Annotated in this window: 21 protein-coding genes and 1 other RNA gene; 19 read left to right on the top strand and 3 right to left on the bottom strand. The window is 72.6% G+C overall.

Features of this window, described 5'->3' with window-relative positions; all coding sequences use genetic code 11:
* Window positions 1–7: 7 nt before the first annotated feature.
* Window positions 8–1033, top strand: coding sequence for an adenylate/guanylate cyclase domain-containing protein (locus IF651_RS03160; RefSeq protein ID WP_191827647.1), 1026 nt, complete (start codon window positions 8–10; stop codon window positions 1031–1033).
* Window positions 1034–1073: 40 nt separating this feature from the next.
* On the opposite strand, the gene IF651_RS03155 is transcribed toward IF651_RS03160, so the two are convergent.
* On the bottom strand, window positions 1074–1841 hold the full coding sequence (locus IF651_RS03155; protein ID WP_191827646.1) for an SOS response-associated peptidase: 768 nt from the start codon (window positions 1839–1841) through the stop codon (window positions 1074–1076).
* A 90-nt stretch (window positions 1842–1931) separates the two neighbouring features.
* On the opposite strand from IF651_RS03155, the gene IF651_RS03150 reads away from it, so the two are divergent.
* Both IF651_RS03150 and IF651_RS03145 read left to right on the top strand, forming a co-directional pair.
* A complete protein-coding gene (locus IF651_RS03150) occupies window positions 1932–3164 on the top strand; it encodes a multidrug effflux MFS transporter (protein ID WP_241744078.1) in 1233 nt (410 codons plus the stop codon).
* A 92-nt stretch (window positions 3165–3256) separates the two neighbouring features.
* The gene (locus IF651_RS03145) at window positions 3257–4663 is read left to right on the top strand and encodes an LCP family protein (RefSeq protein ID WP_338403740.1); all 1407 of its coding nucleotides are present in this window, start codon (window positions 3257–3259) and stop codon (window positions 4661–4663) included.
* A gap of 9 nt (window positions 4664–4672) precedes the next feature.
* On the opposite strand, the gene IF651_RS03140 is transcribed toward IF651_RS03145, so the two are convergent.
* Window positions 4673–5908: a pyridoxal phosphate-dependent aminotransferase gene (locus tag IF651_RS03140; RefSeq protein ID WP_191827644.1), complete on the bottom strand. Its 1236-nt coding sequence runs from the start codon at window positions 5906–5908 to the stop codon at window positions 4673–4675.
* 204 nt (window positions 5909–6112) lie between these two features.
* Between IF651_RS03140 and IF651_RS03135 the strand changes: the two genes are divergently transcribed.
* The 16 genes from IF651_RS03135 (at window position 6113) to ssrA (ending at window position 19135) form a co-directional block, all read left to right on the top strand.
* The gene (locus tag IF651_RS03135) at window positions 6113–7396 is read left to right on the top strand and encodes a TadA family conjugal transfer-associated ATPase (protein WP_191827643.1); all 1284 of its coding nucleotides are present in this window, start codon (window positions 6113–6115) and stop codon (window positions 7394–7396) included.
* Window positions 7396–8256, top strand: a complete 861-nt coding sequence (locus IF651_RS03130) for a type II secretion system F family protein (protein WP_191827642.1) — start codon at window positions 7396–7398, stop codon at window positions 8254–8256. Before IF651_RS03135 ends, IF651_RS03130 begins: the two co-directional genes overlap by 1 nt.
* Window positions 8253–9188 carry a type II secretion system F family protein gene (locus IF651_RS03125; protein ID WP_191827641.1) on the top strand — a complete coding sequence of 312 codons (936 nt, stop codon included), beginning with the start codon at window positions 8253–8255 and terminating at the stop codon, window positions 9186–9188. Before IF651_RS03130 ends, IF651_RS03125 begins: the two co-directional genes overlap by 4 nt.
* A gap of 81 nt (window positions 9189–9269) precedes the next feature.
* Window positions 9270–9488, top strand: coding sequence for a hypothetical protein (locus IF651_RS03120; protein WP_191827934.1), 219 nt, complete (start codon window positions 9270–9272; stop codon window positions 9486–9488).
* Window positions 9489–9494: 6 nt separating this feature from the next.
* Window positions 9495–9914 (top strand): TadE/TadG family type IV pilus assembly protein, encoded by a 420-nt coding sequence (locus IF651_RS03115; protein ID WP_338403739.1) that lies wholly within the window; start codon window positions 9495–9497, stop codon window positions 9912–9914.
* Window positions 9914–10441, top strand: a complete 528-nt coding sequence (locus tag IF651_RS03110; protein WP_241744086.1) for a pilus assembly protein — start codon at window positions 9914–9916, stop codon at window positions 10439–10441. The genes IF651_RS03115 and IF651_RS03110 overlap by 1 nt, the downstream gene beginning before the upstream one ends.
* A 110-nt stretch (window positions 10442–10551) precedes the next feature.
* Window positions 10552–10977, top strand: coding sequence for a hypothetical protein (locus IF651_RS03105; RefSeq protein ID WP_241744077.1), 426 nt, complete (start codon window positions 10552–10554; stop codon window positions 10975–10977).
* Window positions 10978–11118: 141 nt separating this feature from the next.
* A complete protein-coding gene (locus IF651_RS03100; RefSeq protein WP_191827640.1) occupies window positions 11119–11757 on the top strand; it encodes a hypothetical protein in 639 nt (212 codons plus the stop codon).
* Window positions 11758–11900: 143 nt separating this feature from the next.
* Entirely contained in the window at window positions 11901–13073 is a 1173-nt protein-coding gene (locus IF651_RS03095; RefSeq protein ID WP_191827639.1) for a hypothetical protein, read from the top strand.
* A gap of 11 nt (window positions 13074–13084) precedes the next feature.
* The gene (prfB, locus tag IF651_RS03090) at window positions 13085–14191 is read left to right on the top strand and encodes a peptide chain release factor 2 (RefSeq protein WP_191827638.1); all 1107 of its coding nucleotides are present in this window, start codon (window positions 13085–13087) and stop codon (window positions 14189–14191) included.
* A 125-nt stretch (window positions 14192–14316) separates the two neighbouring features.
* Window positions 14317–15105 (top strand): cell division ATP-binding protein FtsE, encoded by a 789-nt coding sequence (ftsE, locus tag IF651_RS03085; RefSeq protein ID WP_191827637.1) that lies wholly within the window; start codon window positions 14317–14319, stop codon window positions 15103–15105.
* A 5-nt stretch (window positions 15106–15110) separates the two neighbouring features.
* Entirely contained in the window at window positions 15111–16022 is a 912-nt protein-coding gene (ftsX, locus tag IF651_RS03080) for a permease-like cell division protein FtsX (protein WP_191827636.1), read from the top strand.
* A 2-nt stretch (window positions 16023–16024) separates the two neighbouring features.
* A complete protein-coding gene (locus IF651_RS03075) occupies window positions 16025–17503 on the top strand; it encodes a M23 family metallopeptidase (protein ID WP_191827635.1) in 1479 nt (492 codons plus the stop codon).
* Window positions 17504–17626: 123 nt separating this feature from the next.
* Complete coding sequence (gene smpB / locus IF651_RS03070; RefSeq protein ID WP_191827634.1) at window positions 17627–18100, top strand: SsrA-binding protein SmpB; 474 nt, start codon at window positions 17627–17629, stop codon at window positions 18098–18100.
* A gap of 122 nt (window positions 18101–18222) precedes the next feature.
* The gene (locus tag IF651_RS03065) at window positions 18223–18636 is read left to right on the top strand and encodes a hypothetical protein (protein ID WP_191827633.1); all 414 of its coding nucleotides are present in this window, start codon (window positions 18223–18225) and stop codon (window positions 18634–18636) included.
* Between the two features lie 132 nt (window positions 18637–18768).
* Window positions 18769–19135: a transfer-messenger RNA gene (ssrA, locus tag IF651_RS03060) on the top strand.
* Between the two features lie 117 nt (window positions 19136–19252).
* Here the strand turns inward: ssrA and IF651_RS03055 are convergent.
* Complete coding sequence (locus IF651_RS03055) at window positions 19253–20242, bottom strand: DUF4349 domain-containing protein (protein ID WP_191827632.1); 990 nt, start codon at window positions 20240–20242, stop codon at window positions 19253–19255.
* Between the last annotated feature and the right edge of the window lie 94 nt (window positions 20243–20336).

Raw genomic sequence — 20336 nt, 5'->3', positions numbered from 1 at the left:
TCGCCAGGTGCGAGACAAGGACGACGCGACGGACGGGACCGAGGCGGCCCTCGACGAGGCGCTGCTCGGCGGACCACGCACCCTCACGCTCGACGGCCTCGCCGAGCGGGTGGGGGTCGACGAGTCCCGCCTGCGCGCCTACTGGCAGGCCCTCGGTCTGCCCGTCACCGAGGGCGAGGAGCACGCCTTCACCGAGAAGGACGCCAGGACGCTCGCGGACGTGTTCGCGTTCGCCGAGTCCGAGCGGCTCGACGAGCGCGCGCTGACGACGCTCATCCGCTCGACCGGGCACACCACGGAGCGGCTCGTGCTGTGGCAGGTCGAGGCGCTCGTCGAGCACATGACGCGCCGGTACGCCCTCGACGACACGAGCGCACGCCTCCTCGTGCTCGACCGGCTGCCCGAGCTCGCCCCCGTGCTCGAGGAGCAGCTGTTGCACGCCTGGCACCGCCAGCTGGCCGCCGTCGCGGGACGGTTCGGCGTCGAGTTCTCCCAGGCGCGCGCCGCGTCGGTGGACGAGCACGAGCTGCCGCTGCCGCGCGCGGTCGGGTTCGCCGACATCGTGTCCTTCACGCAGCGCACGCGCGGGCTCGGGTCGAGCGAGCTCGCGGAGTTCGTGCAGCTGTTCGAGACGAGCGCGCGCGACGTCATCACGGCGGCGGGCGGACGCGTCGTCAAGACGATCGGGGACGCGGTGCTCTACGTCGCCGACGACGTCGTGACCGGTGCCCAGGTCGCGCTCGGGCTGGCCGACGCCGGCGGTCGCGCCGCGGACGTCGACGTCCCGCCGGTGCGCGTCAGCCTCGTCTGGGGGCGGGTGCTGTCCCGGTTCGGGGACGTGTTCGGCCAGAGCGTCAACCTCGCGTCGCGCCTGGTCGACCTGTCCGAGCCGACGACCGTGCTCGTCGACAGCGACACCGCGAGACTGCTCGCGCACGACCAGCGGTTCGCGCTCACCGCGCAGCCCGCGCAGGAGGTCCAGGGCCTGGGGACGATCGAGCCCGTCCGGCTGCAGCGGGCGTACCGGGGCTGACCTCCCGGTCCGCCGGCACCGCGTCCGCCGGGAACCGTGCTCAGACGCGTTCGAGCAGACCGGGACCGTCGTTGGTGACCGAGTTGACGGTCGTGGACACCTCGCGCGCGGTCATCGGCACGTCGTCGTGCGGGCCGCCGAGCCCGAGGAGGTCCGCCGCGCCGCGTGCGTCGAGCGCCGGGTCCAGCCAGTCGTCCCAGGTGCGAGCCGGGAGCGCGAGCGGCATGCGGTCGTGGATCTCGGCGAGACAGGGCGCGGCGTCGGTCGTGATGATCGTCGTCGACACGAGCCAGCGCTCGGGGTCGTCGTCCGCCCTGGTCCGGTCCCGCCAGAACTCGTACAGGCCAGCGAACGCGGCGCCGCCGCCGTCGTCGGGCGCGATGAAGTACGGCTGCTTCGGGGGCTTGCGGCGGCCCGTCGCGGGTGCGGGGCTCCCGACCGGCGACGCGCCGTCGGGCAGCGGCCGCCACTCGTAGTAGCCGTCGGCGGGGACGAGGCAGCGCCGCACGCCGAACGGCTTGGCGAACGCCGGCTTGTCGAGGATCGTCTCGGCGCGCGCGTTGATCATCCGGGCGCCGCCGGCCGGGCTCTTGGACCACGACGGCACGAGACCCCAGCGCGCGACGCGCAGCGAGCGTCGGACCTCGCCGGTGTCCTTGGCGGCGCGCTCCACGACGATCCGCACGGGGTCCGTGGGGGCGAGGTTCCACGACGGCGGCAGGAGGCGCGCGTCGTCGGCGATCTCGGCGACCGCGAACTCGTCGGCGAGGTCCTGGGCGTCCCGGAACGAGGCATAGCGTCCGCACATCTCTCCAGGGTGCCGCACGCCGCCCACACGCGACGAGCGTCACGTCACCCGACCCGCCGTGCGCAGGGTCGAATCGATACGATGGTGCCCATGTCCTCGACCCCGGCCACCTCCGCACCCCGGTCGCGGTCGACCGTCCGTTGGGTCCTCATGCTCGGCGCGCTCGCGACGCTGCCGGCCTTCACCGTCGACATGTACCTCCCGTCGCTGCCCGACGTCGCGACCGACCTGAACGCCGACCCGGCCCTCGCCCAGCTCACGCTGTCCGGCATGCTCGTCGGGGGAGCCGTCGGCCAGCTCGTCATCGGCCCGCTCTCCGACCGGTTCGGACGACGGCTGCCCGTGATCGTCGGGCTCTCGCTGCACGTCGTGACGTCCGTGCTCTGTGCGATCGTCCCGAGCATCGGCGCCCTCATCGCGTTGCGCGTCCTGCAGGGATTCTTCAACGCCGCGTCCCAGGTCTCCTCGATCGCGATCATCCGTGACCGCTTCACCGGGTCCGACGCCGCGCGCATCCTCTCGCGGCTCATGCTCGTCATCGGGCTCGCGCCGCTGCTCGCGCCGACGATCGGCTCGTTCATCGCGGTGCACGCCGACTGGCGCGCCGTCTTCTGGGTGCTGGCCGTCCTCGGCGTCGTGCTGGGCGCGATCGTGCTGCGCTTCCTGCCCGAGACGCTGCCGGTCGAGCGCCGCCGCACCGGCGGCGCCGCCACCGTGCTGCGCGGGTACGCGACGCTGTTCCGCGACCGGCACTTCCTCGCGCTCGCGGTGCTCCCCGGGCTCGGGATGGCGGTGCTGATGAGCTACGTCGTCGGCTCGCCGTTCGTCCTCCAGGAGGGCTACGGGCTCAGCCACGGCGAGTTCGCCGCGCTGTTCGCCGTCAACGGGATCGGCCTCGTCCTGTCCGCCCAGGTCAACGCAGCGCTCGTGCGGCGGGTCGCCCCGATCCGCCTGCTGCGCGCCGCGATCACGCTCCAGGGAGTCTTCGCCCTCGCGCTGCTCGTCGTCGCGGTCACCGGGGCGGGCGGCGTCCTCGGCCTGCTGCTCGCCCTGTGGCTCGTGCTGTCCATGCAGGGGTTCATCCCCCCCAACGCGTCCGCGCTCGCGCTCTCGCGCCACGGCGAGATGGCCGGCACCGCCGCCGCCGTGATCGGCGCGTTCCAGTCCGGGGTCGCGGGCCTCGTCAGCCCGCTCGTCGGCGTGCTCGGCGGCGACGCCGTCGCGATGGCGTCCGTCATGCTGGGCGCGGTCGCCACGGCGCTGCTCGTCCTCGGCCTGGCCACGCCCGCGTTCCGACGCGGCGGCTGGCACCACCCCGTCTGACCGCCCGCCCGCCCGTGGCCCTGCGCGAGATCTTCACGGGTCGACGACGGAGCGTACCTGCGTGCGGTTCGTCCGGGATCTACCATGAGGGCGTGCCCACCACCGTCGACGTGACATCGTCGTCCGCGCCGGAGCCACCTCGTCGACCCGGCGCGACGCACCAGGACGGGCACCCGCAGGACGAGGAGCGCGGCCTGCCACGGCACGCCCGCGGTCAACGCACCCACCACGTCGCGCGTGCGATCGGGCTCGTCGCGACCGGGGCGCTCGCGTTCACCGGCGTCGCCGCGGCCGCGGTCTACGTGGACCTCAAGTCCCAGATCGAGGTCAGCGACGCGTCGAGCTACGTCGTCGGCGGGCCCGTGGCCGCCGCGCCGGCGGAGAAGCCGAAGGACCCGGACGACCCGTTCGCCGGCGACGCGCTGAACATCCTCGTCATGGGCACCGACTACCGCGACGAGGAGAACGCCAAGATCGCCGGGCACGAGGAAGGCATGCGCTCGGACACGACCTTCATCGTGCACGTCTCCGGCGACCGCACGCGCATGGAGGTCGTCTCCATCCCGCGCGACTCGCTCGTCGACCTCCCGTCCTGCACCCTCCCGGACGGGTCCATGTCCGCGCCGCGGTACGGCGAGATGTTCAACGCCGCGTTCGAGATCGGCTCCGGCGGCGTCGACGACCTCGACCACGCCGCCGCGTGCACCATCACCGCCGTCCAGGACCTGACCGGGATCCCGATCACGAACCACGTCGTGGTGAAGATGACCGGCGTCATCGGGGTCGTCGACGCGCTCGACGGGGTCCGCATGTGCTTCGCCGAGGACGTCGTCGGCGGCCCGCACTCGCCCGGCCTGTCGATCCCCGCCGGCGAGCGGACGATCGACGGCGACACCGCCATCGACTACGTCCGCGCCCGCGACGGGCACGGCCTGGGTCTCGAGGTGGGCAGCGACCTCACCCGCATCGAACGCCAGCAGGGGTTCATCGACTCGATGGTGCGCCAGGTCCTGGCGAAGAACGTCATCACCAACTCGCCCCAGCTCTACCGCACGATCAAGGCCGCGCTGAGCTCGGTCAGTGCCGACGAGTCGCTCGCCGACCCGGCCGCCCTGGCGGGACTCGCGTACAGCCTGCGAGGCATCGACCCGGCCGAGGTCGTGTTCACCGAGCTGCCGGTGGTCGACTCGCCGCGCGAGCAGTACCGCGTCGAGTGGACGTCCGCGGCGGACGAGATCTGGGCCCGGCTCGCCGCGGACGAGCCGCCCCCGGGCCACGAGGAGACCACCGAACCCGGCGACGACGCGTCCGAGCTGGTCACGGGCGACGAGACACCGTCACCCGGGTCGGACGACGCACCGGCGGACGACGCCGCCGGGGCCGACGACGGTGCGGGGTCCGGGGACAAGGCCTCCGACGGCGCGGGGGACGACGGCTCCGACGACGCCGCGCCGCCCGAGGAGGAGCTGCTCCCCGGGGTCTGCCCGCCCGGATCCTGACCGGCCGTCCTAGCCGCGGCGCTCCCGGCCGAGCCGGCCGAGGCGGCCGACGGCGTCGCGCAGCACGTCCTCGCGCTTGACGAACGTGAACCGCACCCGCGAGGCGAGAGCTCGGGCGGTCGCCGAGCCGGGCGTGCAGAACGCCGCCACGGGCACGCCGACGACCCCGGCGAGGTCGGGCAGCTCCCGGCACAGCGCCACGCCGTCGTCGAACCCCAGGGGTGCGCCGTCGGCCACGACGAAGTACGTGCCCTGCGGCACGACGACCTGGAACCCGGCCTCGACCAGGCCCGAGCACAGCAGGTCGCGACGGGTGGCGAGCGAGTGGGCGAGCGCGCGCGGCGTCTCGTCGTCCGCCAGGGCGTCGGCGATCGCGGGCTGGAACGGCGCGCCCGAGGCGTACGTGAGGAACTGCTTGACCGTGCGCACGGCGGTCACGAGCGGGGCCGGTCCGTGCAGCCAGCCGACCTTCCAGCCGGTGAACGAGAACGTCTTGCCCGCCGACGAGATCGTCAGCGTGCGCCCACGCATCCCGGGCAGGGTCGCGATCGGCACGTGCTCCACGTCGTCGTAGACCAGGTGCTCGTAGACCTCGTCGGTCACGACGAGCGCGTCGTGGCGGCGTGCGACGGAGGCGATCGCGTCCAGCTCGTCGAGCGTCAGGACCGTGCCCGTCGGGTTGTGCGGCGAGTTGACCAGGATGATCCGGGTGCGGTCGGTCACGGCCGCGCGCAGCGCGTCGACGTCGAGCGCGAACCGGTGCGGGCCCGGCACGAGCGGGACGGTGACGTGGCGCGCGCCGGCGAGCGCGATCGACGCGGCGTACGAGTCGTAGAACGGCTCGAGCGTCACCACGTCGTCGCCCGGGCCGGCGAGCGCGAGGATCGTCGCGGCGAGGGCCTCGGTCGCGCCCGTGGTGACCAGGACCTCGGTGTCCGGGTCGGCGTCGAGCCCGTAGTGCCGGTACTGGTGGTCGGAGATCGCGTTCCGCAGCTCGAGGACGCCCGGTCCGGGCGGGTACTGGTTGTGGCCCTCGGCGATGGCGCGCTGGGCGGCGTGCTTCACGGTCGCGGGGCCGTCGACGTCGGGCGCTCCCTGGCCCAGGTTGATCGCGCCCGTGCGCCGGGCGAGATCCGTCATCTCGGCGAAGATCGTCGCGGCGACCGTCCCGTCGGGGCGCAGCAGGCCGGCCGCGCGGGCGGCGGCCTGCCAGCGGCCGGGCGGGAGGTCGCCGTGGGTCGTCATGGACCGACCCTAGCGCGCGACCGCCTGCCCAGGATGTGGGACACCCCTCGGCGAGGAACCGCAGGATTCCGCCCTTGGGAGGACACCGTCCACAAGCGCCTCGACACGGTTCGGGCGATCTGCCCTAGTCTTCGGCGCGAATCGTCCGGTGGCCGACGTCGACGTCGTCACCGGAGCCGGGCAGGGCAGGGGGAGGCGGACGACATGTCGGTGGACGAGCACCCGATCGGCGTCCTCGAGGCCGAGGTGCGCGAGCTGGTGCGCCGCCGCGCCGTCGACCCGGTCCGTGACCGCGCGACCGTCGACCAGCTGGTGCGGGACGTCGTCGCCGACTACGAGACGCGCGGCTCGCTCGGCGCGGTCTCCCCGCTCGTCGATCCCGCCGGGGCACGTCGTGCCGTCCTGGACGCCGTCGCCGGGCTCGGACCGCTGCAGCCCTACCTGGACGACCCGGCGGTCGAGGAGATCTGGATCAACGCCCCCTCGCAGGTGTTCGTCGCGCGCGACGGCGAGCCGGAGCTCACCACGACCATGCTCACGACCGCCCAGGTACGGGACCTCGTGGAGCAGATGCTGCGGTCCTCCGGGCGCCGCCTCGACCTGTCGAGCCCCTTCGTCGACGCCGCGCTCCCGGGGGGAGAGCGCCTGCACGTCGTGATCCCGGACGTCACGCGCGAGCACTTCGCGGTGAACATCCGCAAGCACGTCGTGCGTGCGTCGCGGCTGGACGACATGGTGCGCCTCGGCTCGCTCACACCGCACGCGGCGGCGTTCCTGGACGCCTCCGTGCGAGCGGGCCTCAACGTGCTGGTCGCCGGGGCGACCCAGGCGGGCAAGACGACGATGCTCAACGCGCTCGCCGGCTCGATCCCGGCGACCCAGCGCGTCATCACGGCCGAGGAGGTCTTCGAGCTGCGGTTCGCGGTGCGCGACCTCGTGTCGATGCAGTGTCGCCAGCCGAGCCTCGAGGGAACGGGAGAGATCCCGCTGCGCCGGCTCGTCAAGGAGGCGCTGCGCATGCGTCCCGATCGCATCGTCATCGGTGAGGTCCGCGAGGCGGAGAGCTTCGACCTGCTGATCGCACTGAACGCCGGCGTCCCAGGAATGTGCACGATCCACGCGAACAGCGCCCGCGAGGCGGTCGCCAAGATGTGCACGCTCCCGCTGCTCGCGGGCGAGAACGTCTCCGACCGCTTCGTCGTCCCGACCGTGGCGTCCGCGATCGACCTCGTGGTCCATCTCGGCGTCGACGTCGACGGACGCCGCCAGGTGCGCGAGATCGTCGGTGTGCCCGGGAGGGTCGAGCAGGGGGTGGTGGAGGCGGCAGACCTGTTCGTCCGCGCCGGGGCCCGCCTCGTGCGCGCCGACGGCTTCCCGCCGGCGGCGGACAGGTTCGCCCGCGCCGGGATCGACCTCGCCGCGCTGCTGCACCCGCCCGGTGAGCACGAGCCCTACGCCGTGACCGGCACCTGGTCGGGGGCGCGCTGATGGGTGTCGTCGTCGGCCTGATGCTCGGGGCGGGCGCATTCTGTGTCTGGTGGTCCTTCTGGGACCCCGGGCAGCGGCGTCCCCGTCGTACCGACGGCTGGGCCGCCCGCACCCAGGACCTGCTGGTCCAGGCCGGCGCACCGTCCGTGACCCCGGGTGCGCTCGTCGCGTCCAGCGTCGGCGTGGGACTCGTGGTGTGGCTCGTGGGGGCCGTCCTGACGGGGTCGGCCACGATCGCCGCGTGCTTCGGCGTCATCGCGGCCTCGGCCCCGTCCGCGCTGGTGCGTGCCCGTGCCCGACGCCGCCGGGCCGGCCTGCGAGAGGTCTGGCCCGAGGTGGTGGACCACCTCGCGTCCGGCGTCCGCGCGGGCCTGTCGTTGCCGGAGGCCGTGGGCCAGCTCGGTGACCGCGGACCCGAGGTCCTGCGCGACCCGTTCCGACGGTTCGCCCAGGACTATCGCGCGAGCGGACGGTTCGGCGAGTGCCTCGACGCGCTCAAGGACCGGCTCGCCGACCCCGTCGCGGACCGCATCGTCGAGGCGCTGCGCCTGACGCGCGACGTCGGGGGGACGGACCTCGGGCGCCTGCTGCGCACCCTCTCGACGTTCCTGCGCGACGACGCGCGCACCCGCGGCGAGCTCGAGGCACGTCAGTCGTGGACGGTCAACGGCGCTCGACTGGCCGTCGCCGGGCCGTGGGTCGTGCTCGGGTTCCTCGCGACCCGCCCCGAGACCGCGGCCGCCTACAACTCGGTCGCCGGTGCGGCGGTCCTCGCCGCGGGCGCGGCCTGCACGGTCGTCGCGTACCAGCTCATGCTGCGCATCGGCCGCCTGCCCGAGGACGAGAGGGTGCTGCGATGATCGGCGTGTCGTGGGTCGGGGTCACCATCGGTGCGCTCGCGGGCATCGGGGTCCTGCTGGTCGTGGCCGGCCTGCGCGGACGTGCCATCAGCCTGGACGAACGGCTCGCGCCCTATCTGCGCGAGCGCGACGCGACCTCGACGCTGCTGCGGGACCAGCCCGTGCACACGCCGTTCCCCACGCTCGAGCGCCTCGTCGCGCCATGGGTCGGGGACGCCGGCCGCGCGCTCGAACGCTTCGGTTCCACGAGGTCGGAGCTGAGCCGAACCCTGCAGCGCGCAGGTCGCTCCGACACCGTCGAGCAGTTCCGCGCACGGCAGCTCGTGTGGGGTGTGCTCGGCCTCGCGGCCGGCACGTCGTTCGCCGTCCTGCTCGCGGCGACGCGGGGCTCGTCGGTCGTGTCTCTCGTGCTGCTCGCGGTCGTGTGCGGGGTCGGAGGCGACCTCGCGTGCGACCAGATGCTGGGTCGGGCCGCGCGGCGTCGGGAGTCGCGCATGCTCGCGGAGTTCCCCACGGTCGCGGAGCTCCTGGCCCTCGCCGTCGGAGCGGGGGAGGGGCCCGTCGCGGCGCTCGAGCGCGTCGCGACGACGGCGCGCGGCGAGCTGTCGGGAGAGCTCGCCGCGACGCTCGCGTCGGTGCGCTCCGGCGTGCCGCTCACGCGCGCGCTCGAGGATCTCGCGGACCGCACCGCGCTCGCGAGCCTCACGCGGTTCGCCGAGGGTGTGGCGGTTGCCGTCGAGCGCGGCACCCCGCTCGCGGACGTCCTGCGCTCGCAGGCGCAGGACGTCCGCGAGTCGGGTCGTCGCGCGCTCATGGAGGAGGGCGGGCGCAAGGAGGTTCTCATGATGGTGCCGGTGGTCTTCCTGATCCTGCCGGTCACGGTGGTGTTCGCGGTGTTCCCGTCGATCGCCACGCTACGGATCGGGTTCTGACGCACGACGTGACGCACGGGCGCGGGAACCAGTCCGCGCGCGACGAGTCCCGGGGGACCGGGGGGACAGGGAGGACGAACGATGTCGAGGACGACGTGGAGGGCGATCGGCGCAGGCCACGAGGCCGTGCGCCGCGCGGCGCGCCGGTTGACGGGCGACGCGCCGGAGCGGGGCGACGTGCCGGGGTGGGTGCTCGTGACGCTCATGACGGCCGGGCTCGTCATCGCGCTGTGGGCGGTCGCCGGTCCGGCGCTCACGCAGGCGTTCAGCAACGCGATCAGCAGCGTGGGTGCACCCTGAGTGGTCGTGCCACCGGTGCGTGAGACGGTGACCCGCCGGGCCGCTGCCGACGACCGCGCCGAGCGGGGCTCGGCGGTGGTCGACTTCACGCTCGTCTCGATCCTCGTGCTGGTGCTCTTCCTCGGCGTGGTCCAGGTCGCCCTGGCCGTGCACGTGCGGGCCACCCTCGTGGACTGCGCCGCCGAGGGTGCGCGCGTCGCGGGACGTGCCGACCGGGGCCCTGCGGACGGCGTCGCCCGCACGCGCGAGCTGATCACCGCGTCCTTGTCCGAGCGGTACGCGGGCCATGTCGTGGCACGTCAGACCACGATCGACGGCCTGCCCGTGGTCGAGGTGACGGTGTCCGCGCCCCTGCCCGTGGTGGGGATGCTCGGACCGTCCGGCGCCGTCACGGTGGACGGTCACGCGCTCGAGGAGGCACCGTGATGCGCGCGCTCCGGCGCCGTCCGCGCTGGCTGGTCGCGGCGCAGGGACGGTTGGTCGGCGGGGCGACGGGACAGGCTGGCGGCGCGGACGCCCGGGGCGAGCGGGGCAGCGCGATCGTGGAGTTCCTCGGCGTCGCGCTCGTGCTGCTGCTGCCGACCATGTACCTCGTCCTGACCGTGGGCCGGCTCCAGGCGGCGACGTTCGCCGTCGAGGGTGCGTCGCGGGAGGCGGCGCGCGCGTTCGTCACCGCGCAGTCCGCCGCCGACGGGTCGGCGCGGGCCGCCGTCGCGGTGCGCATCGCGCTCGACGACCAGGGGTTCGACGGGGTCGGGACCGCCGACGCGCTCACGCTCGCGTGCTCGTCGACCGAGTGCCTCGAACCCGGGAGCGCCGTGACGTCGAGCGTGCGCGTCGAGGTGCCGTTGCCCCTCGTGCCGGACTTCGCCCGGTCGGCCGTGCCGCTCGCGATACCGGTGCAGGCGCAGCACGTCGCGTCGGTGGACGAGTACGCCGCGAGGCGACCATGAGGGCGCGTCCACCGGGTGAACTTCTCTGCCGGGCGTGGGCGCGTCTGCGCGGCGACCGGTGCGGACGACGAGCCACCCGGGGCGGTGAGGCGAGCGAGCACGGCCAGATCATGCTCATCACGAGCGCGTTCGTCGCGTTCGCGCTGCTGCTCGTGACCGTGGTCGTCAGTGCGACGCAGGTGCATCTCGAGCGCAAGCGGCTGTACGAGCTCTCCGACGCCCTCGCGCTGACCGGCGCCGACGCGATGACGCACGAGACCTTCTACGAGGGCCGGGCGAGGACACCGGACGCGGGTGCGGTCCTGACGTTGACCGACGCCGAGATCCGGACGGACGTCCAGGACCATCTGGCGCAGCATCCCGCCGCGACGGCGGGCCTGCACGACGTCGTCGTGGTCGACGCGTCCACCCCGGACGGGCGTACGGCGCACGTCGAGCTCGCGGCGCGGGCACGCCCGGCGATGATCAGCTGGGTGACCAAAGCCTTCGGGGATGGCATCATCATCCGTGCAGAGTCGAGCGCCCGGGCGTCGTAGCCCGGGGGCGTCAGAGCGGTTACCGTACGGTCACGACCGTGAACCCTCGGTGATCACTTGATCGGTGGCCCTGTGCAACACCCAGGTTCACGGTTATGGTGAACCGGTCCGACAACAACTCCAACGATGGAGCGCAACAACATGAACGCACGAGCAAAGAAGCAGTTCGTCGCCGGGGGTGCCCTCGGTGCGATGCTCATCGGCACGGTCGCACTGGGTTCCGCCGCCTCGGCCGACCCGGGTGACACCACCGATGTCGAGGTCTCGGTCTCGATCGAGTCGACCGTCGAGCCGGGCAACCTCGCGATGAGCGTGGCCGCCGACTCGACGTCGCTGGACGAGGTCGACACGACGGTCGACGGGACCCGCGAGTTCACGGGCACCCTGCCCACCGTCACGGTGACCGACACCCGCGCCGTCGAGGAGGTCCCCGAGGGCGCGTTCTGGGCCGTTCTGGGCCAGGCGACCGACTTCATGGGATCCGACGGCCAGGACGCGATCGGCGCGGAGAACCTCGGCTGGGCGCCGATGCTCGAGGAGGCCGGCGAGTCCGGCCTGGTCGAGGCCGGCGAAGAGGTCGACCCGGCGCTCGAGGGCGACACGGACGAGGGCAACAACGTCGGCCTCGTCGACCAGGAGCTCCTCGTCTCGACCTTCGACTCGACCGAGGTCAACCCCGAGGGTTCGTGGAGCGCCAACGCGGACCTCACGCTGCGCACCGCTGAGGACGTCGAGGGCGGCGACTACTCGTCGACGCTCACGCTCTCCCTCTTCGAGTGAGCGTCGGCTGACCACCGACCGCCCGGTCGCTGACCGGGCACGCACCGCCTGAGCGACGGCGGGTCGGGTCTCCTGTCGGCCATGTGCCGAGAGGAGACCCGACCCGCCGTTCGCATGACCCCAGCACCCAGAAGGCACCCCCAGTGAGCACAGCAGCACCCAGCCACGACCGACCCGACACGGCCGGCCTCGGACCGCAGCACCGTCGCGACGCCACGGCCCTCGGCCGGGCCGCGAGGTTCCGCCGTCGCGCCGCGTCAGCCCTCGCGGCGATCACCGTGGCTCTCCTGCCCGCGGCATCGGCGACCGCCGGCACTCCCACGGACGTCGCCGCCGGCGTGCCGCGCGACGCCGCCGAGGACACGATCACGTGGAGCGTGGCGCCCGCGGACGCGGACGGGCTCGACGGTCGCCGCTGGGTCGAGCAGACGGCCGACCCCGGCGAGACGATCGACGAGCACCTCGCCGTCACCAACTTCGCCGACGTCCCCGCGACGTTCTCGCTCACGGCCGCCGACGGGTACCTCACGGACAAGGGCCGGTTCAACATGCTCCCCGCGGACCGGGAGTCCGTCGACGCCGGGACGTGGATCTCGGTCCAGGACGACGTCGAGGTCGGCCCTGGCGAGACCGTCGTCGTGCCGTACACGGTCTCCGTCCCCGACAACGCCACCCCGGGCGACCACCCCGCGGGCATCGCCGCCTCGGTCAGCAGCACCGGGTCCGACGAGGGCGGCAACAGCGTCGGGGTCACGAGCCGCGTGGGCTTCCGCGTCATGACACGGGTCACCGGCGAGGTCGACCCTGTCCTCGCCGTCCAGGACCTGCGCGCGTCGTACTCCCCGTCGTGGAACCCGTTCGCGGCGGGCGACCTGCGCGTCACCTACGACGTGGTGAACGAGGGCAACATCCGCCTCGGCGCCGAGAGCAAGGTCGAGACGACCGGTCCGTTCGGGATCGCCTCGCAGGGACTGGCGGGCAGCGCCGTGGCGGAGGTCCTGCCGGGCGGGGAGCTGCCGGACACGGTCGGGGTCGACGGCGTCTGGCCGCTCTTCCGCTACACCACCACCGTGACGATCACACCCACCCCGGTCGACGAGGACCAGATCGATGCCCCGCTCGAGCCTGTCGAGGTCACGGTCACGACGTGGGCGATCCCGTGGCCGCAGCTGCTGCTGATCGCGATCGTCGTCGTGCTGGTCCTCGGCATCCGCGACGACCGTCGCCGCCGCCGCAAGCGGCTCGACGCGATGCTCGCCAAGGCCCGCGACGAGGGGCGGCAGGCCGCGTCGTCGGGCGAGCCACCCGTCGCGTAACCTTGAATCTCGTGGCCACCATCGACTTTCCGACAGAGATCAAGTCGCTGCGCGCGACGCTCGACACGATCGCCAGCGTGAGCGACCCGGAGGCCCTGCGCGCGACGATCGCGGACCTGTCCGAGAAGGCGTCGGCGCCGGACCTGTGGGACGACCCGGAGTCGGGCCAGAAGGTCACGTCCGCGCTCTCGGCCGCCCAGGGCGAGCTCGACCGCGTCAAGGAGCTCGGCCAGCGCATCGACGACGTCGAGACCCTCGTCGAGATGGGCCAGGAGATGGAGGACCCGGACACGCTCACCGAGGCGGAGTCCGAGATCGCGACGATCCGCGGCGACCTCGACCGGCTCGAGGTCCGCACGCTCCTCGCCGGGGAGTACGACGCGCGCGAGGCCGTCGTGACGATCCGCGCCGGCGCGGGCGGTGTCGACGCCGCCGACTTCGCCGAGATGCTGCTGCGCATGTACCTGCGGTGGGCCGAGCGGCACGGGTACCCGACGACGGTCCTCGACACCTCCTACGCCGAGGAGGCAGGTCTGAAGTCCGCGACGTTCGAGGTCAAGGCCCCGTACGCGTTCGGGCACCTGTCCGTCGAGGCCGGCACGCACCGTCTCGTGCGCATCTCGCCGTTCGACAACCAGGGGCGCCGGCAGACGTCGTTCGCCGCGGTCGAGGTCATCCCGCTCATCGAGCAGACCGACTCGGTCGAGATCCCCGAGTCGGAGATCAAGGTCGACGTGTTCCGCTCGTCCGGGCCGGGCGGCCAGTCGGTCAACACGACGGACTCGGCCGTGCGCATGACCCACATCCCCACGGGGATCGTCGTGTCGATGCAGAACGAGAAGTCGCAGATCCAGAACCGCGCGGCGGCGCTGCGGGTCCTGCAGTCCCGTCTCCTCCTTGTGCGCCAGGAGGAGGAGAACGCGAAGAAGAAGGCGCTCGCGGGCGACATCAAGGCGAGCTGGGGCGACCAGATGCGGTCCTACGTCCTGCACCCGTACCAGATGGTCAAGGACCTGCGCACCGAGCACGAGGTGGGCAACACGTCCGGGGTGTTCGACGGCGACATCGACGGCTTCATCGAGGCCGGGATCCGCTGGCGCCGAGCCCAGCAGGGATGATCCGGGCAACTATCTGATGCGTGCGGGTGCGGCGTGTCCGCCGCGCCGCGCCGCACCCTCGTGCCTACCCTCGGGATCGTCCGACGAACTCCGGTTCGCTCCCTGACCCGAGAGTTGTACCTGCCGTGATCCGCTTCGAGAACGTCACCAAGGTCTACGCGCGCGGCGCGAGACCCGCCGTCGACGACGTGTCCATGGAGGTCCGCCGCGGCGAGTTCGTGTTCCTCGTCGGTGCGTCCGGATCGGGCAAGTCCACGTGCCTGCACCTCATCCTGCGCGAGGAGCGCCCGACGTCGGGCAAGGTCTTCGTCGCCGGACGCGACCTGCGCTCGCTGTCGAGCTGGAAGGTCCCGAACCTGCGGCGCGGCATCGGCGTCGTCTTCCAGGACTTCCGCCTGCTGCCCAACAAGACGGTGTTCGAGAACGTGGCCTTCGCCCTGCAGGTGATCGGCAAGCCGCGCCACACCATCGCGATCACGGTCCCCGAGACGTTGGAGATGGTCGGGCTCGCCGGCAAGGAGAAGCGCCGCCCGCACGAGCTCTCGGGCGGCGAGCAGCAGCGCGTCGCGATCGCGCGCGCGTTCGTCAACCGGCCCCCTATCCTGCTCGCCGACGAGCCGACCGGGAACCTCGACCCGACCACCTCGCTCGGCATCATGCGCCTGCTCGATCGCATCAACCGCACGGGCACCACCGTCGTCATGGCCACGCACGACGACGACATCGTCAACCAGATGCGCAAGCGCGTGATCGAGCTCGACACGGGGCGCGTCGTGCGCGACCAGGCCCACGGGTCGTACGTGCGCAGCGACGAGGAGACCGAGCCGCTCACGAACCCGGACCCCGCGCCGATGTCGGCGCCGACCACCGTGGTGCGTCGTTCGGCGCACGTCGACGCGGCCGCGGGGGAGTGAGCGGCGTGCGCTTCCAGTTCATCCTCACCGAGATCGGCCAGGGCCTGCGGCGGAACCTGTCGATGACGATCTCGGTCGTCCTCGTCACGTTCGTGTCGTTGACGTTCGTGGGCGCGGGCCTGCTGCTGCAGGCGCAGATCGACAAGCTCAAGGACGACTGGTACGACAAGGTCGAGGTGTCGGTGTTCCTGTGCCCGGTCGGCTCGGCCGAGGCCACGTGCGCCGGGGGAGAGGCGAGTCCCGAGCAGATCGACGCGCTCGAGACCGTGTTCGACGACGAGCTCGGCGACCAGGTCGAGCGCGTGTACTTCGAGTCCAAGGAGGACGCGTTCGCGTCCTTCTCCGAGCAGTACCCCGACGGGTACCTCGGTACCCAGCTGACGGTCGACGACATGCAGGCGTCCTTCCGGCTCAAGCTCACCGACCCGCAGAACTACGAGGTCGTCAACGACGTCGTGACGGGCCGGCCGGGTGTCGAGGTCGTGGAGGACCAGCGCCGCATCTTCGACTCGCTGTTCCTCGCGCTGAACCGGGCCTCGCTGATGTCCGCGGGCCTTGCGGCGGTGATGCTGCTCGCGGCGGTCCTGCTCATCACCACCACGATCCGGCTGTCCGCCCTGAGTCGTCGCCGCGAGACGGGGATCATGCGCCTCGTGGGTGCCTCGAACCTGTTCATCCAGCTCCCGTTCCTGCTCGAGGGGGCGATCGCGGCCGTGCTCGGCGCGGGACTTGCGGTCGGCGGGCTGTGGCTTACGGTGAAGTACCTGGTCACCGACTGGCTCGCCGAGTCGGTGACCTGGGTCGCCTACGTCGACGGCGCGGACGTCCTGCGCATCGCGCCCGTCCTCCTCGGCATCGCCTTCCTGCTGGCGGCCATCGCCTCGGTCGTCACGCTCAACCGTCACACGAGGGTCTGACCATGACGACACCGCCCGCCCGACGGCGCCGCCGGGAGCACAGACCGACGCGCCTGCTCGCTGCGCTCCTGTCCACGATCGTGCTGGTGACCGGCACCGTGACGAGCGCGTCGGTGGCCGCCGCCGACGACATCGACGACCGCCGCGCGGCCGCCGAGAGGCAGCAGGACCAGAGCGAGGAGCAGCGCGAGGCGCTGCAGTCCCAGCTCGAGGACACCGACGCCGAGCTCGCGCAGGCCGTCCTGGACCTGCAGGAGATCGAGGCGCGCCTGCCCGTCGCGCAGGCCGAGCTCGACGCCGCGGAGGCCGAGGTCGAGCGCACCCAGCGGGAGGCGGAGCTGCTCGCGCAGCGTCTCGACGACGCGCGCGCCGAGGAGGCCTCGATCACCCAGGAGATCGAGCAGGGCTCGGCCGAGGTCGACGAGGCACGCTCGAGCATCGCCGAGATGGCGCGCAGCGAGTACCGGGGACAGGGCGAGGTGTCGAGCCTCGGCATCGTCACCGGGGCCGAGAGCACTGAGGACTTCATCGACCAGTACGCGGTCTCGTCGACGGCGGAGCGCAGCCAGTCGCGCACGCTCGGAGACCTGCAGACGGCCGAGGCGGTCGCGCGCAACCGGGAGGCGCGGCTCACCGCGGTCCGGGAGGAGATCACCGACCTCAAGGCCCAGGCGGACCAGAACGTCGTCGAGGCGGAGGCTGCGCAGCAGGAGGCGGCGGACCGCAAGGCCGAGGTCGAGGACCTCATCTCCCAGCAGAAGTCCAAGAAGGCGACGATCGAGGACCGCAAGGCCGCGGCCGAGGAGAAGATCGAGCAGAACGCGCAGGAGCAGGCCGATCTCCAGGCCGAGCTCAAGGGCATCATCGCGGAGCAGGCGGAGCGCGACCGCAAGGCCGAGGAAGCCCGGCAGAAGGCGGCCGAGGAGCAGCGCAAGAAGGACGAGGCGCAGCGCAAGAAGCAGCAGCAGAGCTCCGGCGGCAGCTCGAGCTCCGGCGGGGGCTCCAGCTCCGGCGGAGGCGGCGGCGGGGGCGGCGGGGGCTCGAGCTCCGGTGGCGGCGGTGGCGGCGGCGGCTCGAGCAGCGGGACGTTCTTGTCATATCCGACGGCCGTCCCCCACGTGACGTCCAGCTACGGCATGCGGCTGCACCCCACGCTGGGGATCTGGCGACTGCACGCGGGGACCGACCTCCGTGCCTACTGCGGCACGCCGATCATGGCCGCCGCGGACGGCACCGTCCTCTTCGCCCGTCGGTACGGGGGACTGGGCAACCAGGTCCTGGTCAACCACGGCATGGTCGGCGGGCACAGCCTCATGACCAGCTACAACCACCTGACGCGGTTCGCGGTCTCGCCCGCGCAGCGCGTCAGCAAGGGCCAGGTCGTCGGATACTCCGGCAACACCGGCACCTCCGCGGCGTGCCACCTGCACTTCGAGGTGTACGTCGACGGCTCGACCGTGGACCCGATGTCGCGCCTCTAGCGGGATCATCGAGCGGGATAATCGGTACCACGCGCCGTCGGGCACCCGTAGGCTGGTAGGTCGGTGCGCGCCGCTCGGCGCCCACGAGCACGCCACGACCAGGACGAGGACGGTACGACGACCATGGCGAAGGACAACGGCCCCCGCAAGGTCGTCGCCAGCAACCGCAAGGCCCGCCACGACTACGTCATCGAGGACGTGTACGAGGCGGGGATCGTCCTCAGCGGGACCGAGGTCAAGGCGCTGCGCATGGGCCGGGCGTCGCTCGTGGACGGCTACGTCGCGGTCGACCGCGGTGAGGCGTGGCTGGAGAACGTGCACATCCCCGAGTACACCGAGGGCACGTGGAACAACCACGCCCCGCGGCGCAAGCGCAAGCTCCTGCTGCACAAGGAGGAGATCCTGCGCCTCGAGTCGAAGTCGCGGGAGAAGGGCCACACCGTCATCCCCCTGCAGCTCTACTTCCTCGACGGGCGGGCCAAGGTCGAGATCGCGCTCGCGCGCGGCAAGAAGGAGTACGACAAGCGGCAGGCGCTGCGCGAGAAGCAGGACAACCGCGAGGCGCACCGCGCCATGCGCCAGCGCGAGATGCGCTGACCCGTCGTTCCTCGAGCGCGCGCCCCGGCGCGTGGCACTGGTGAGCGGACGCCCGACGCCGTACGGTCGGTGGCGACAGCCGCCTCCGTCGGGTGGTGGCTCCCCTCGTCCCAGGAGGTCGCATGGTCAAGCTCCGCCAGTACATCCCCCGGCTCGCCGCGGGTGCGTTCATCCTCAACTCCGGGCTGAGCAAGCGTGGCGCCGACGAGCAGTCGGCGCAGGGCTACCACGGCATGGCGGCGGGCACCTACCCGTTCCTGTCGGACGTCGAGCCGCAGGACTTCACCAAGGCGCTGTCGACCGCGGAGATCGCGCTCGGAGCCGCGCTGGTGACACCGTTCGTCCCGACCGCCCTCGTCGCCCCGGCGCTCGGTGCGTTCTCGGCGGGTCTGGTCGGCCTGTACCTCAGGACGCCCGGCATGACGCAGGACGACGGGGTGCGCCCGACGCCCGACGGGATCGGCCTCGCGAAGGACGTGTTCCTGCTCGGCATCGCCGGTGGCCTGCTCGCGGACGTCCTGAGCCGCAAGAAGTAGCGGGGAGGCCGCGGTCACGGGCCCGGCGCACGGGAAATACCTGCGCCGGCCCGGGCGTTGATCACGTAGGCTGTACCTGCTGGCCGCCGCACGGGTTCGTCCCGGGCGTGGGCAGTGGTTGACAACTGCACAGGGGGTGATCGGTTTCGACGGTGGTCGTGCTTCGAGGAGAAGCGGGCCGAGGATGCAGACTTATCTCGTAAACGACGTCTGCACACTACAGGTGCCGATAACAAGCGCACCGACTTCGCACTCGCCGCCTGAGCGAGTCTAGAAGTCCGTCAGCCCGGGGTTGCTCTCGACCCGGTTCCTGGCGTCATCTAGAGAGCCACTGCTCGTAGCCCTCGTCATCGGGGCTGCGGGGACTCTTAGGTGACTGAGCCCGTCCGCACCTTGTCTGCGTGAGTGCGGGGGCCGAGAAAAGCTGCAGCAGACTGCGCCCGGAGAAGTCCTCGATCGGCGTCACCGGACCGGGGTTCGATTCCCCGCACCTCCACCAGCGGCAACGGCCCGCACCCCTCCCGGGGTGCGGGCCGTCGTCGTGGACACCCTGTCGCGCTGGCCGCGGACGACCGATTCGCGCGACCGGAGTCGCGCGGGATCGGTCGCGTCGATATCAGTCGCGCGGCGAGCCTGCCCCGACCAGGGGTGCCTCGGCGGCAGGCGACGCGTCCGGGTCGCCGTCGGGACCGGTGGTGCCCGCCGGCGGGTCCTGCCGCTCTCCGGGCTCGCGTGAGCGGCGCACCCGGCGCACGACCCACCGCACGACGAGCGCGACGACGAGCGCGACCGCGAGCCACGGCAGGATCGCCCCGACGACGACAACGAGCACGTTCACGGTCGCGAGCAGCGCGTCCCACCCGTTGCGCAGACCACCGACGAACCCGCCGGGAGCGAGCTCCTCGGGCGGGACCACCGCGACGATCGAGACGTGCAGCGTCGACATCGCGACCTGGTCCGTGAGCGACGCGCGCTGCGACTGCAGCGACTCGAGCTCGGCCTGACGCGCGGTGAGCTCCTGCTCGGCCGCGAGCAGGTCCTCGGTGGTCTCGGCCGACCCCATGAGCGTCTGCAGGCGGTCGACCGAGGTGGTCAGCGCCTCGACGCGCGCGTCGAGGTCGCGCGCGGTCCCGGTGACGTCGTCGGCCTGCACGGACATGTCGCGGACGTCGCCGACCTGTTGCAGGGCGTCGAGCGTCGCGGTCGTGCGGTCCGCCGGGACGCGGATCGTCAGGTCGGCGCTCGCGTCGACGTCGCCGTCGGCCTCGTTCTGGTAACGGGACTCGACCCGGCCGCCCGCACCCTCGGCGAGGCCGGCCACCTCGTCGGCGGCCGCGAGCGGGTCGTCCGTCACGACCGTCACGTCCCCGGTGGTGATGACCTCGCGGTCGTCCTGGACCGGGGCGTCGGAGTCCGCGATGCCCGCGCCGGCGTCGGACGCGGACGCCTCGTCCCCGCCGGACTCGCCCTCGACCGACATCTCGGCACCGGAGTCCGCGGACATGTCGCTCGAGCCCCCGGAGCAGCCCGCGAGGAGGGCCCCGCCGAGCAGGAGGGAGACCGCGAGGACCGAGGTGCGGGCGGGTGCCCGGCGTGCGCTGCGCATGGTTGCGAGCGTAGGGCGCAACGTGCTCGAACCGGACACGCTGGGACGCATCGTGACCGTCTTGTGAACTGGTCGTTATCGGTTCGCCGCACGC

Origin of the sequence: Cellulosimicrobium arenosum, from assembly GCF_014837295.1 — a bacterium.
Lineage (GTDB): Bacteria > Actinomycetota > Actinomycetes > Actinomycetales > Cellulomonadaceae > Cellulosimicrobium > Cellulosimicrobium arenosum.
The sequence above is the reverse complement of the archived record's forward strand: the minus strand, read 5'-3'. Positions and strand labels throughout refer to the sequence as shown.

Excerpts from the sequence above, each read along its gene's own strand:
- IF651_RS03140 (WP_191827644.1), bottom strand. The coding sequence starts at position 5,908 with ATGACGACCCACGGCGACCTCCCGCCCGGCCGCTGGCAGGCCGCCGCC.
- IF651_RS03105 (WP_241744077.1), top strand. The coding sequence starts at position 10,552 with ATGCTCATCACGAGCGCGTTCGTCGCGTTCGCGCTGCTGCTCGTGACC.
- IF651_RS03125 (WP_191827641.1), top strand. The coding sequence starts at position 8,253 with ATGATCGGCGTGTCGTGGGTCGGGGTCACCATCGGTGCGCTCGCGGGC.
- IF651_RS03055 (WP_191827632.1), bottom strand. The coding sequence starts at position 20,242 with ATGCGCAGCGCACGCCGGGCACCCGCCCGCACCTCGGTCCTCGCGGTC.
- IF651_RS03110 (WP_241744086.1), top strand. The coding sequence starts at position 9,914 with ATGCGCGCGCTCCGGCGCCGTCCGCGCTGGCTGGTCGCGGCGCAGGGA.
- IF651_RS03150 (WP_241744078.1), top strand. The coding sequence starts at position 1,932 with ATGTCCTCGACCCCGGCCACCTCCGCACCCCGGTCGCGGTCGACCGTC.
- IF651_RS03130 (WP_191827642.1), top strand. The coding sequence starts at position 7,396 with ATGGGTGTCGTCGTCGGCCTGATGCTCGGGGCGGGCGCATTCTGTGTC.
- smpB (WP_191827634.1), top strand. The coding sequence starts at position 17,627 with ATGGCGAAGGACAACGGCCCCCGCAAGGTCGTCGCCAGCAACCGCAAG.
- IF651_RS03135 (WP_191827643.1), top strand. The coding sequence starts at position 6,113 with ATGTCGGTGGACGAGCACCCGATCGGCGTCCTCGAGGCCGAGGTGCGC.
- IF651_RS03100 (WP_191827640.1), top strand. The coding sequence starts at position 11,119 with ATGAACGCACGAGCAAAGAAGCAGTTCGTCGCCGGGGGTGCCCTCGGT.
- IF651_RS03120 (WP_191827934.1), top strand. The coding sequence starts at position 9,270 with ATGTCGAGGACGACGTGGAGGGCGATCGGCGCAGGCCACGAGGCCGTG.
- IF651_RS03075 (WP_191827635.1), top strand. The coding sequence starts at position 16,025 with ATGACGACACCGCCCGCCCGACGGCGCCGCCGGGAGCACAGACCGACG.
- IF651_RS03065 (WP_191827633.1), top strand. The coding sequence starts at position 18,223 with ATGGTCAAGCTCCGCCAGTACATCCCCCGGCTCGCCGCGGGTGCGTTC.
- IF651_RS03155 (WP_191827646.1), bottom strand. The coding sequence starts at position 1,841 with ATGTGCGGACGCTATGCCTCGTTCCGGGACGCCCAGGACCTCGCCGAC.